Annotated in this window: 11 protein-coding genes and 1 pseudogene; all 12 read right to left on the bottom strand. The window is 66.7% G+C overall.

What is annotated here, in order from left to right; all coding sequences use genetic code 11:
- Nucleotides 1-531, bottom strand: a pseudogene (locus FVW27_RS20055) (TIGR04326 family surface carbohydrate biosynthesis protein); the annotation flags it as partial.
- A gap of 220 nt (nucleotides 532-751) precedes the next feature.
- A complete protein-coding gene (locus FVW27_RS20050) occupies nucleotides 752-1,393 on the bottom strand; it encodes an HAD family hydrolase (RefSeq protein WP_167128794.1) in 642 nt (213 codons plus the stop codon).
- Nucleotides 1,394-1,741: 348 nt separating this feature from the next.
- The gene (locus tag FVW27_RS20045; protein ID WP_167128791.1) at nucleotides 1,742-2,647 is read right to left on the bottom strand and encodes a phosphoglycerate dehydrogenase; all 906 of its coding nucleotides are present in this window, start codon (nucleotides 2,645-2,647) and stop codon (nucleotides 1,742-1,744) included.
- Between the two features lie 151 nt (nucleotides 2,648-2,798).
- The gene (locus FVW27_RS20040) at nucleotides 2,799-3,437 is read right to left on the bottom strand and encodes an acyltransferase (protein ID WP_167128788.1); all 639 of its coding nucleotides are present in this window, start codon (nucleotides 3,435-3,437) and stop codon (nucleotides 2,799-2,801) included.
- A gap of 10 nt (nucleotides 3,438-3,447) precedes the next feature.
- Complete coding sequence (gene kdsB, locus FVW27_RS20035; RefSeq protein ID WP_167128785.1) at nucleotides 3,448-4,218, bottom strand: 3-deoxy-manno-octulosonate cytidylyltransferase; 771 nt, start codon at nucleotides 4,216-4,218, stop codon at nucleotides 3,448-3,450.
- Nucleotides 4,219-4,231: 13 nt separating this feature from the next.
- A complete protein-coding gene (locus FVW27_RS20030) occupies nucleotides 4,232-4,630 on the bottom strand; it encodes a hypothetical protein (RefSeq protein WP_167128782.1) in 399 nt (132 codons plus the stop codon).
- A gap of 152 nt (nucleotides 4,631-4,782) precedes the next feature.
- The gene (locus FVW27_RS20025; protein ID WP_167128779.1) at nucleotides 4,783-5,697 is read right to left on the bottom strand and encodes an NAD-dependent epimerase/dehydratase family protein; all 915 of its coding nucleotides are present in this window, start codon (nucleotides 5,695-5,697) and stop codon (nucleotides 4,783-4,785) included.
- 175 nt (nucleotides 5,698-5,872) lie between these two features.
- Nucleotides 5,873-6,652, bottom strand: coding sequence for an HpcH/HpaI aldolase family protein (locus FVW27_RS20020; RefSeq protein ID WP_167128776.1), 780 nt, complete (start codon nucleotides 6,650-6,652; stop codon nucleotides 5,873-5,875).
- 341 nt (nucleotides 6,653-6,993) lie between these two features.
- Nucleotides 6,994-8,529 (bottom strand): lipopolysaccharide biosynthesis protein, encoded by a 1,536-nt coding sequence (locus FVW27_RS20015; protein WP_167128773.1) that lies wholly within the window; start codon nucleotides 8,527-8,529, stop codon nucleotides 6,994-6,996.
- 185 nt (nucleotides 8,530-8,714) lie between these two features.
- On the bottom strand, nucleotides 8,715-9,386 hold the full coding sequence (locus tag FVW27_RS20010) for an acyltransferase (protein ID WP_167128770.1): 672 nt from the start codon (nucleotides 9,384-9,386) through the stop codon (nucleotides 8,715-8,717).
- 137 nt (nucleotides 9,387-9,523) lie between these two features.
- A complete protein-coding gene (locus FVW27_RS20005; RefSeq protein ID WP_167128767.1) occupies nucleotides 9,524-11,206 on the bottom strand; it encodes an LIC12162 family transferase in 1,683 nt (560 codons plus the stop codon).
- 215 nt (nucleotides 11,207-11,421) lie between these two features.
- The gene (locus FVW27_RS20000) at nucleotides 11,422-11,574 is read right to left on the bottom strand and encodes an SAF domain-containing protein (RefSeq protein ID WP_341806190.1); all 153 of its coding nucleotides are present in this window, start codon (nucleotides 11,572-11,574) and stop codon (nucleotides 11,422-11,424) included.
- Between the last annotated feature and the right edge of the window lie 11 nt (nucleotides 11,575-11,585).

Genomic DNA, 11,585 nt, shown 5'->3' with positions numbered 1-11,585 from the left:
CAGACGCTGCCTGGCCGAGCGGGGGGCGGCGGCATGCGCGCCCGCGTCGTTTCCGGCTTCCGCCTTGGCCGGATGCAGTTCGAACCGGCGGCCCGTGGCCGCGCAGAAGCGCAGCAGGATGCCCGCCAGCACCGTGTCGTCGGTGACCAGGCAGACATGGTCGGCGCGGGCGTCCTCCATGGCCAGTTCCAGCGCGCGCAGCTTGGTCAATTCGTACAGGTTGCGGCAGATCTTGGGATGCTTCTCGGCAAGCGTGGTGAACCACCAGTGCGAGAAGGTGTCGCCCACGGCCAGCAGTTCGCGCAGGTTGCGCGTGGAGCGTGCCGGACGGGTCAGCCCGACCTCGTGCGCCCAGGTGATGTACTCGCGCCGGATGTCCGTGAAATGCGCCTCCACCAGCGCGGGCACCGAAAGATGCCCGTGCGGCACGTTGCGCCGGGCCCAGTGGGCCAGCACCGGGGGCAGGCCGTCGAATGCCGGTTGCGGGCGGGGCGGGGCGTCTGGTCCATCCAGCAGGATGAAGGTGGTCACGAAGGCTCCTTTGCGGCGGCGGGGCTGGCGGTCAGGCTGGCGGGGCCTGAAAGGGCAGATGCACGGCTGCCCGGTGTGGCGGCATGCTCCCCAGGGCCTGTTGGCCCAAGGGGGGGCTGCCAAGGATGGACGGCTTTTTGTGGAGGAGCATACGGTTGCAGTATTCGACCTGAACAAAAAGCCGTCCTGACGCAGGCAGCGGGCTAAGGGACGGTTCGGGCTACGCCTTGGCCACGCCTTCCAGCCACACATTAAGCCCCGTCAGGTCATGCCCCCACGGGTGCTGGGTGGCGGCAAAGGCTTCGCCCCGGCCATAGAACAGGGTGCCCACGGTTTCGGCGGCGGTCATGTCGGTCTTGGCGTCGCCGATCATCACCACTTCCACCGGGGGCACGGCGGCCTTTTCCACAGCGCGGCGCAGCACGTCGGTCTTGCCGGGCGGGGAGCCGTAGATGGCCTCGAAGTATTTGGCCAGCCCGCGCTCGGTCAGGATATGCACCAGTTCCTCGTGCGGCGCGCCGGAGCACACGTACAGCGGCACGCGGCCATGCCACGCGGTGATAACGTCGTGCGCGCCGGGCACCATGGGGGCGTTCAGTACGCCTTCGAAGGCGTAGTCCGCGTACTTGCGGCCAAGATCATCCATTTCGTCGGGGGTGATCTCGCGGCCCAGCACCTCGCTGAACAGCCATTCGAACTTCTTGTAGCGGCTCACGCCGCCGTGTTCCATATGATAGGCCACCAGACGGTCGCGTGCGTCCGTGCCGAAGGGTTCGGCCACGCGGGCGAAGGCTTCGGTCTTCACGTTCACGCTTTCCAGGATGACGCCGTCGCAGTCGAAGACGATGCAGGAAAGGGGCATGGTACTCCTTGGGACAGTGCTGCGGTGGCGGAAGCCTTGGCAGACTGCTTGTCCTGATGTAGCGCGGGCGCGCTACACGCGGAATCCGCCTTTTGCCGCCGCCCGGCGGGCAAAAATCGTAATTCCGCGTATCCCGCCCGCACCAGACTCCCGCGAGGGAAACCCGTCGCGGGGTATGAGGAACAACTCCGGCATTCCGTTTGCGAAGGTTTGGCCCGTCCGCACAGTAGGGGACGGGGCTGGCCACCGAAACGGGATGTGTCGCGCGGCGGGCCGCCGGGATGAGCGCCGATGACTGGCGCTCTCCGCCAATGGCCTCCGCCGGTGCGCCCTGCCGATGCGCTTTGCCTATTTGGGCAGCGCGTCCAGCAGGTTGCGGATGGTGTCGGTTTCCATCTTAACGCGGGCCTCCACGGCGTACGAGCCGATGTGCGGGGTCAGGATGACGCTTGGCAGGTCGCGCAGGGGGCCTTCGTAGGGTTCCTTGGCGAACACGTCCAGCGCGGCCCCGGCCAGATGCCCGGAGGCCAGCAGCGCATGCAGGGCGGCTTCGTCGATGAGCCCGCCGCGCGCGGCGTTGATGACCCACGTGCCGGGGCGCATCAGGCCAAGGCGGCGTTCGTCCAGGATGTACCCGCCGCCTTCCGGCTTCGAGCAGTGCAGCGAGACGATGTCCGCCCAGGCCAGCAGGGCGTCCATTTCCATCTTGGCGTTGGTGTCGCTTTCGGCGAACGGGTCGGCAAAGGCCACCTCGCAGCCGAAGGCCTCGAACAGCTTGCCCGTGGCGCGGCCAATGCGGCCAAAGCCGATCAGGCCCACCTTCTTGCCCGCCAGCAGGTTGCCCATGCGCTTCTTCCACGTGCCCGCGCGCAGTTCGCGGTCCATGCGGCTGACAAGGCGCATCAGGTCCAGCGCGTAGCCCAGGGTCAGTTCGGCCACGGCCTGGGTGGGCGCGTCGGGCGTGTTGCGCACGGCAATGCCCAGTTCGGCGGCGGCGGCGCGGTCCACGCTGTCCATGCCGGTGCCGCAGCGCGAGATGACCTTCAGCTCCGGCAGGGCCTGCATCACCCGGCGGGTCAGCGGCTCTGTGCCCGCGGCCACACCGATGCAGCCCTGCAACAGTTCGATGGCCTCGTCTTCGGTGATGGCGCGGCCCGTGGGGTTGAGCACGTACTCCATGCCCGCTTCGCGCAAAAGGCGCAGCGGTTCGTCGCTGAACTTGGCGAACGACGAGGTGGTGATGGCTACCTTCATGATTCGTTGTCCTTTGCCGGGGGCATGGCCCCTCGGCATGTCGCGCGGTATGTCGCGCGTGTCGGTGTCATTCTGATTTGCGGGGCGGCGTGGGGCTGCCCGGTCACCCGCCTGTTGTTTCGCGTGCTTGCCTGACGCTTCGCGCTGCCGGCTAGGCTTCCGGAGGCGTAGCCGCCCGCTCGTGCATGCCGCGCTTGCGCAACGGTTTCGCGGGCACGCCGCCCACCACGGTGTACGGCTCCACGTCCCTGGTCACCACGGCCCCGGCCCCCACCACGGCCCCGCGCCCGATGTGCACGCCGGGGGTGATGGTGCAGTTGGCCGCGATCCACACGTCGTCTTCTATGGTCACCTCACCGTACTCGTGCCCCTGGAACATGATGGGCACGTCGGTGCGGTCGAAGTTGTGGTTGGCCGCGCGGATGACCGTGCCGGGGCCCACCGTCACGTGGGCGCCCATGCGGATGTGCCCGCCGTCGGCGTCCACCACCACGTTGACGTTGAGGGCCGCGTTTTCGCCCATCTCCAGCGCGCCGGTGCGGGCGTACAGGTGGCAGCCCTTGCCGATGCGCACGCCGTTGGCCAGCGCGATGTTGCGGCAGCCCTGCACCGTCACCGACTGGCCGAAGCGTACCCGGCCGCAGTGGCAGAACAGCGGCTGCCAGGCCACAAGGCGCGCGCCCACGCCGATGACGGTGGGAATCCACGCGAACAGCGAAAGCCAGAGTTCCTCGGCAATGGCGGCAAGGCGCGACATGTCGGGCATGCGCGGCATGTGCGGCGTGGGCATGTCGGCTCCGTTACTTCGTGTAGACGAGGCGCAGGGTGTCCTCGGCCATCATGTCCACCACGCGGGCGAGGTCTTCGGGGGTGTCCACGCTGAGGGTGCGCTTGTCGGTAGGCACCATGCGCACCTTTTCGCCGTGTTCGAGGATGCGCATCATGTCCACCGATTCGATGATTTCCAGCGGGGTTTCCTGCATGTCGTTGAACTTCAGCAGGTAGTCGCGGCGGAAGGGAATGATGCACACCTGCTTCTGCATGGGCACGTCGGTGACGCCCTTCTTGCGCGAGGGAACCGCCTCGCGCGAGAAGTACAGCGCGTCGGAGTTCAGGTCCACCACCACCTTGACTTCGTTGGGATCTTCGAATTCCTCCACGGTTTCCATGCGGGCCATCAGGTTGGTGACGTTGATGGCGGGGTCGGCCAGCATGGGGGCGATGGCGGCGTCGATCATGTCGGGGGTGACCATGGGTTCGTCGCCCTGGACCATGACCACGATGTCCACGCGCTTGCCGGTGGCGGCTTCGATTTTCAGCAGGGCTTCGGCGGTTCGGGTGGTGCAGCGCACGTGGTGGTCGCCGGTCATGACGGCCTTCAGGCCCGCGCTTTCGGCGTAGTCGTAGATTTCCTGGTCGCAGGTGGCCACGTAGGTGGCGGTCAGGGTGGGGCTCATGGCCGTGCGGAAGGTGACGTGGCCCACCATGGGCACGCCGTGGATGTCGGCCATGGGCTTGCCCGGGAAGCGGCTGGAGCCCATGCGGGCGGGGATGATGGCGACGATGTTCATGGAAGTAGCTCCGCTATTGCGATTGTTTGTTGTCTCGTGTTTGAACGATGCCAAGATCATTCCGCATGGCATTCAGCAATTCCGTAAATGCCAAGTCGCGCTCTTGAGAGTTGGGCGCGGTGTTTTTCAGTAGCTCGGCGTATTGAATGGATTCAGGGCTTCCGAAAATGTGGACATGCGCAAGCGCTAGGGCAAATTTTTTCAGCGAATTATCCGATGGATTGACGACACAGTCATGCAAGGCTTGAAGTAGTCCGGTATATGCAGCTTTTTTTTCTGTAAAAGTACGTTGTTCATGTTCGCGCTTTTTGGTCACCCAGTGTTGGGCTACCACTGTAAGTAGTGACCCAATTCCGACGCCGCCAAGAACTGGAGCTAAGGCAGATAATAGCGGGTATGTCGCTTCCGGCATATGACACCCCCGTTGAAAGGTTTAGAGGGGAGGGAGACCTTTTTACGCGTTGCGGTCGCCATCCGTAAGATTCGCGCAAGCGCTCATCTAACGGCTGCCGCAAAAGGTCCCCTCCCCGAAATTCTTTTCCACAAAACCACTCTGTCCGCGTCCTACTCTTCGCGGGGCAGCAGGTAGCCGCCCACGTCGTGCATGTCGGGGTGCAGTTCGCGGTGCACTTCTTCCATCACGCGCAGCACGCCCTGGCCGAGGTCGGTGGTCAGGTTGGGCACCAGTTTCTTGCCCACCTTGGGCATGAAGGCATAGGGCGTGACCTGGTAGTGGCCGCTGTTGGGGTCGTGCTGGTAGGCGATGTTCAGTTCCTTGCCCAGCATTTCGCCGATCATCTTGAACAGGTCCCCCACGCGCATGGGCTGGTTGCCGGTGAGCACGATGTTCTCGTTGGCGTATTCCGGCTTCAGCACTTCCACGGTGCACAGGGCGGCGTCTTCCACGTGGATGTATTCGCGCAGGGCGGTGGGGCTGCCGTAGTAGGTGATGGCCCCGGTTTCCAGCGCCTCTGCCACAAAGCGGTTGATGGCGTTGCGGCGGTCGGCGCGGGGGCCGTACAGCGAACCGTAGCGCAGGATGGTGTAGTCCAGCCCGTGCATGGCCTGATAGTTTTCGATGTACAGTTCGCAGGCCTGCTTGCTGCACCGGTAGAACCCGCCGGACTTGCCGTACACGTACAGCGAGCTGGCGAACACGTAGCGGGCAACCTTGGCCTTGCGGCAGGCTTCCAGCAGGATGACGTTGCCCAGCACGTTGATGCGCGCGGTGTCCACGGGCTTGCGGTTGGCTTCGCCGATGTCGGCGATGCCCGCGAAGTTGAACACGGCGTCGGCACCGGCGATGGCGGCGTCCACGGCGGCCTCGTCAAGGACGTTGCCGACAACCATGCGCTGGTCGCTGCGCAGGTAGGGCGAGGGGCGCAGGTCGACGATGGTGACTTCGTGCCCGGCGTCGGAAAGCTTGTCGCAGACGTGGGAGCCGAGGAACCCGGCCCCGCCGAAAAAGGTGATCTTCATTGTGCTGCATCCCTTCGGGGCTGTGCCCCATGCCGCCCGCGGGCGGGGTGGCCCGGCGCGCCGTTCCGGGGCGCGGTGCGGTCCGTATGGATTCGGTTGCTGTTGTGATGCGTGGGGCCGTGGCCCGGGGGTGTCCTGGCCTTCAGTCAGCGAAAGGACAAGTCAGGTGCCGGAACTACGCGGCACCGCCAGCGGGCGGACAAGTACAATTGCGGTACAGAAACACCGCATCAATGCACCACGCGATGAACCGGTAGCCTTCGCCAATGCGGCGCGCAAGGTCCGCCGTGTCGGGCTGCACGATGTGCAGGCCCATGGGCACGTCGTGGGCGCGCGCGGCGGCGGCGATGCGGTCCAGCGCGGCGAGAAAGTCCGGGTGGTCGAACTGCGCGGTAAGCCCCATGGAGCCGGAAAGGTCGTACGGCCCCACCATGATGGCGTCCAGGCGCGGGTGGGACAGGATGGCATCCAGGTTGTCCACCGCGCGGATGTGCTCGATCTGCGCCACGAACAGGGTGTCGCGGGCGGTTTCGTTCACGTAGGGCGTGAATTCGCGGCCGAAGAGGTTGGCCCGGCAGTAGCCCACGCCGCGCACGCCGGAAGGGCCGTCGGTGCGGGGGTACAGCGCCCAGCCGATGGCGGCGTCCAGCTGTTCGCGGGTTTCGATCATGGGAAAGATCAGGCCCCGCGCGCCGGAATCCAGCGATGCCTTGATGTCGGTCAGGGTGGCTTCGGCCACGCGGGCAAAGGGCGCGGCCCCGCCAAGCTCGATGGCGCGGAAGGCGTCCGGCAGCTGGCTGCGGGTGAAGGCGGCGTGCTCCAGGTCCACGGCCACCCAGTCGTAGCCGGACCGGCCAAGGATTTCGGCCACGTCGGTGGAAGGAATCTGCATCCAGGTGCCGATGGTGGCTTCGCCCCGGCGCATCTTTTCCCGAATGTCGCGTGCGGTGATCATGGTGGTTGCGTTCGCGTGCGGTGCGGCGGCAAAGCCGCCGGATGGTGTGGGGCGGGCGCGGTGGCGTCCGTCGAGGATGTGGGAACCGCGCGGGCCGGGCCAGGCAAGGTCGCGTAGGGGCGCGTCCCGTTGTGCCCGGTGCGTAAGGTCGCGTTCCGGTCATGCCGTGCAGCCGGTGGCGCGCCCCGTGGCCCGTTGTCCCGTGGCCCCCTTGTGCGGACCGCACCGCGCGGCCAGGCAGGGGGGCTTTTCAGGCCGTGGCAGTATATCCGCGCATGATGCGGGGTGCAATATGCCGGTAGTGTGCGGTAATGGTGTTCCGGTGCTGCGTGAAGGCGGCGCTACGCCCCGGACTTGCGGAACCGCCCCAGCGCCCGCTTGGCCAGCCCCCGCAGGTCCTGCCGGGTAAGGCCCACCAGTTGCGGCACGGCCAGCACCGCCCCGCCCACCAGTGCGGAATAGATCACGCCGGAAACGAAGAAGCGCACGATGTCCTGCGCGTCCCCCAGCCCCGTGGCAATGGTCAGGCTGCGGCAGGCCCACGCCGCCCCGGCCAGAAAGGCCAGGCACAGCGCCTGATGCGCCACGTTGCGCAGGTAGTTCAGCGGGATGATCCGCGAACTCATCCACAGCATGAAATTGACCGACAGGAACTGGACCAGCACCGTCTTTACCGCAAGGCCCATGGCCCCAAGGCCGAAGCCGAATTTGTCCGCCGGGGCCAGCAGCAGCCACGACAGGCCGAAGCCCAGTATGTATTCCGTCACCGCCATGTTGCGCATGGTGCGGGTGCGGCCCGTGGCGTAGAACACCGACCCGGCAAGCTGCCCGTAGGCCTGGTGCACCGGGTACAGGGCCATGATCTGCACCGGCAGGATGGCCGCCGCGTAGTCCGCCCCGCCAAAGATGCGCACCACCGCCGGGGCCTCCATGGCCGTGAAGCACGAAAAATAGCCCGCAACCGTGAACAGCAGCGGCGCAAAGCGGTCCATCAGCCTGCCCATTTCCGTCCGGTCGCCCTTGCCCCAGGCAATGGACAGCTCGCGCATGACCAGCGGCGTCATGGCCGAGACGAACAGGAAGCAGGCCATGCCCACCTTCTGCGACAGGGCAAAGAACCCCTGTTGCGCGCTGCCGTTGAAGGTTTGCAGCAGCCAGCGTTCCGCCACCAGGAATACGGTGGATGCCAGCGCCTGCACGAACAGCGGCGTGCTGTAGTCCGCAAATTCCCGCGTGTAGGCCCGCCGGGTTTCCCGGTCCATGCGAAAGCTTACCGTGGGCCAGCCCCCGCGCAGCACCATGGCGTACCCCACCGCCAGTGCGATCAGCGTCGCGTACTGGTGTGCGAACAGGGTGCCCATGTTCAGCCAGCCCAGCAGGAACAACGCCAGCAGCGCCCCCACGCTGGCCAGGTTCAGCACCGTGCGCGAAATTTCGCTGGAAACCGTCACCCCCAGCGCGTCGTTCATGGAGCGAAGTACCCGGCCCCACCACGACAGAAACGCCCACAGGGCCGCCAGCGGCACGATCCACGCGGGCACGTCCGGCAGCAGCCACTGCCCAAGCCCCGGCACGAACGCCGACAGCGAGAACAGCATGGTGACGGCCAGCACCAGCGCCGCCACCCGCACGTAGAACGACACCAGCCCGAATTCCTGCTGCCGCCGCGACAACGCGTTGTAGAAGCAGGTGGAGGTGCCCATGTCCAGGAACCCCGCGAACTGCTGGAACATGTTCGTGGCAAAGCTGTAGTTGCCGTACCCCGTGGGACCCAGGGCGCGCGGCAGCACCGCCTCCATGGTCAGGTACACCGGGATGGACGCCACGTTCGCCAGCAGCTTGAACGCGTATCGCTTGGCAAGGGTCTGTTGGGTCATGGGGTGGGGCTGGTTGGGGAAGAGTTACAGGGGGAAGGAACCTTTTGAAAAAGGTTCCTTCCCCCGGACCCCCATCCTCCCAAACTTTTCAAATGGGGGGATGAGAGCGGGAAATATGCCGTGCGTATGATGCGCGAGCGCATACACCGCATCGGGGAAAAAGGAAACGAGGGGCGGCGCGGGGGCTACGGCAACTGCCGTACCACACGGGCGGGCGTGCCTGCCACGAGGGTGGCGGGGGGCACGTCGCGGGTGACCACGCTGCCTGCGGCCACGATGGCCCCGTCACCGATGGTCACGCCCTTCAGGATGATGCAGCGCATGCCCAGCCAGACGTTGTCGCCTATGGTCACGTCGCGGTCGCGCTCGCAGGCCGGGGTGGTCAGGCGCGTTTCCGGCGGCCATTGGGCGTGGAAGTCGGAATCGGTGATCACGCAGTTGGGGCCGATCATGGTCCCCTTGCCGATGCGGATGGTGCGCGACCGGGCGGTGATGGCCGTGCCGTTCATGGTCACGCCGTCACCGATCAGGATGGCGGCGCTGCCCGCAAAGGTGCGCAGCCGGGTGGGCGCGTGGATGGTGGCGGATGTGCACCGCCGCGACGAGGAAATGATGCCCACCCCGCGCCCCAGTTCGATGCGGCTGCCCGGCCAGCGTTGCAGGATGATGGGGCCGCAGCACTCGCAGCCGCCGCCCAGCCGCACGCCGAACAGTGCGGCCTTCAGCCGCATGCGCACCGTGCCCCACAGGCAGGATGCGTTGCGATGCACGGCCATGCAGCCATAGGACACGATGTCGCGCGGGGTCAGCCCTTCCTCGCGAATCTTGCGCAGCGCCTTGGTGATGAATCCGCCCATGTCCCCGATCCTTCTGTGGATATCCGAGTTGGATTTCCATCCCCCAATTAAAAAGTTTGGGAGGATGGGGGTCTGGGGGAAGGAACCTTTTTTAAAAGGTTCCTTCCCCCAGAAAGTCTTGGCCCTTTGATATTCTCTTACAACCCGCGCAGCGCGTCCAGCCAGATGCCGTTGATGCTGCCGGGGGTGGTCATGGCGTACTGGGCGCACCAGTTGCGGCGGGCCTGCTGCACGGCATCGCTCTGCCACCAGCCCTGCACGTCGGGCCAGACGCGGCAGATGTGCGCGGCGGCGGCGTCGGGCGTGGCGTGGTGGATGCCCACGGCGGCCAGTTCGGCCAGCGCGGCAGCGGTTTCACGTCCCACGCGCCAGTGTTCGGGGTTCCAGTACAGCACGGTGGGGGTATTGGCGGCCATGGCCAGTTCCAGGGTGGTGCCGTGGTGGTCCAGCACCAGCAGGCGGCAGCCCAGCATGTGCTCGTCAAGGCTCCCTTCGCAGCGGCGCACGTCGGCAAAGCGGCGCAGCACCCACGGGGCGTCGTCCAGGCCGCTCATGGTCCGGAAATAGGGGCGGTACAGGGCGGATGCGCGCACATGGTCGGGCAGGGCGGCGAGAAAGCACGCCTTGTCGCGGCGGTAGTCCAGCCATTGCAGTGCCTGCGGTCGCGAATCCAGTCGGTAGGAGAGCAGGCTCATTTCCGCGCCTACCAGCACCAGTGCGCCGGTGCGGTCGGTATGGCTGTCCTTGATGCGGTCCAGCTGGCCGTGCGGCAGGGGCACGTAGTTGCCCCGGAACGGCGCGTGGCTGGTCCAGCCCCAGGTGACGAAGGCGTGCTGGCGATACTCGTAGTAGGGCACCACGGCGGATTCGCGGATGTGGCCGTAGTTGCCGCCGTGCTGGATGAACACCAGCCGCGCCCCGGCGGCGCGGTCCAGGGCCACGCGCATGCGGTAGGCGTCGTCGTGGTACGAGGCCACGTTGACCACGCGGGTGCGCGGGCGGCGCTGCCGCACGGTGCGGGGCAGGTGCTGCTGGCACAGGGCGCGGGGGATGGACGGCAGGATGATGTCGTCCGGCTCGAAGCGCCACACCGGCATGCGCCCCTTGAGCTGGGCCAGGGGGATGGTGCGGTCCTCGCTGGTGCGCGGCCCCAGCAGGGCCATGGAAAACGCCAGCGATTGCAGGGTGGAAAAGCCCTTGATGCGCGGAAACGGCAGCGCGTACAGCAGCCGCCGCGCAAGACCACGCAGGCCGCCTTCCGCGGGGGCGCCGGAATGGCGGGTGACCGGCTCGGCATGCACGGCCCGCCACGCGGCGGGCAACTGCGGTTCGAGGATGCGCGAGAACACCCACCAGTTGAACAACTGGTCCTGCGCGCCCGCCAGGATGAACTGGTGGCTGTCCTCGAAGGAAAAGGCGCAGTCGCCCGGCAGCAGGGGAACGTCCAGTTCCTCGCTGCCCCACAGGCGGATCATGTCCTGTACGCGGCGCTGGCGCTCGTGCAGCATCTGGCAGCACAGGGTCAGCCACGGGTACAGGGTCAGGTCCCAGAAGTCGCGCGGCAGGTCGGCGCCGTGGTGCGCGCCCAGGCGCAGGGCAAGGTCCGGGATGCGCGAAATGGCGTAGCTGTTGGCCTCGTCGATGGCGGCGGCCACCTCGTCGCCGGTGGCGTACGGGTCGGGGCCGAAGGTGAAGCGGGTGTCCCAGTCGGGAAAGGCGTCCTCGCGCCCGTGAAAACACCACGGCCCGGCCATCAAATGGGTGTCGGGGGTGGCATCGTCGGGGGCAACGGCAAGGACGAGGGTGCGGCGTTGGGTCATGTGCGGCTGCGCGTGGGGCGCGGTGTTTCGTGAAGGCCCGGCGGGGCGGCAAGTGGACCGGATGAAGGCCCGCCGGGCGGTCAGTGCGTTGTGCGGTATATGGAAGACGTCTGGTCAGTGATCGGAAAGGCTCCGGTTGCGCATCGGTTGCGCGCCCGTGGTGTCCGGCGCGTCCGGTTCATCAGCCAGTGATGTGCCGGTGCTTTTCCAGCCGGTTACTCCAGATGGCTCCACTGGAGCACGGTGTCTTCCGCGATGTCGGCGCGGGCGCGCTTGCCGAGCACCGCGTCGATCTCGCGCGGGCTCACGCCATGGGCCGGGCGCTTCCAGGTCAGGTCGTCGCGGGTGACCACGGCGCCTGCGGCGATGGGTCGCGCCG

The organism is Nitratidesulfovibrio liaohensis (assembly GCF_011682075.1).
Lineage (GTDB): Bacteria > Desulfobacterota > Desulfovibrionia > Desulfovibrionales > Desulfovibrionaceae > Cupidesulfovibrio > Cupidesulfovibrio liaohensis.
The sequence above is the reverse complement of the archived record's forward strand: the minus strand, read 5'-3'. Positions and strand labels throughout refer to the sequence as shown.

Excerpts from the sequence above, each read along its gene's own strand:
- FVW27_RS20025 (WP_167128779.1), bottom strand. The coding sequence starts at position 5,697 with ATGAAGATCACCTTTTTCGGCGGGGCCGGGTTCCTCGGCTCCCACGTC.
- FVW27_RS20010 (WP_167128770.1), bottom strand. The coding sequence starts at position 9,386 with ATGGGCGGATTCATCACCAAGGCGCTGCGCAAGATTCGCGAGGAAGGG.
- FVW27_RS20040 (WP_167128788.1), bottom strand. The coding sequence starts at position 3,437 with ATGCCCACGCCGCACATGCCGCGCATGCCCGACATGTCGCGCCTTGCC.
- kdsB (WP_167128785.1), bottom strand. The coding sequence starts at position 4,218 with ATGAACATCGTCGCCATCATCCCCGCCCGCATGGGCTCCAGCCGCTTC.
- FVW27_RS20050 (WP_167128794.1), bottom strand. The coding sequence starts at position 1,393 with ATGCCCCTTTCCTGCATCGTCTTCGACTGCGACGGCGTCATCCTGGAA.
- FVW27_RS20030 (WP_167128782.1), bottom strand. The coding sequence starts at position 4,630 with ATGCCGGAAGCGACATACCCGCTATTATCTGCCTTAGCTCCAGTTCTT.
- FVW27_RS20045 (WP_167128791.1), bottom strand. The coding sequence starts at position 2,647 with ATGAAGGTAGCCATCACCACCTCGTCGTTCGCCAAGTTCAGCGACGAA.
- FVW27_RS20020 (WP_167128776.1), bottom strand. The coding sequence starts at position 6,652 with ATGATCACCGCACGCGACATTCGGGAAAAGATGCGCCGGGGCGAAGCC.
- FVW27_RS20005 (WP_167128767.1), bottom strand. The coding sequence starts at position 11,206 with ATGACCCAACGCCGCACCCTCGTCCTTGCCGTTGCCCCCGACGATGCC.
- FVW27_RS20015 (WP_167128773.1), bottom strand. The coding sequence starts at position 8,529 with ATGACCCAACAGACCCTTGCCAAGCGATACGCGTTCAAGCTGCTGGCG.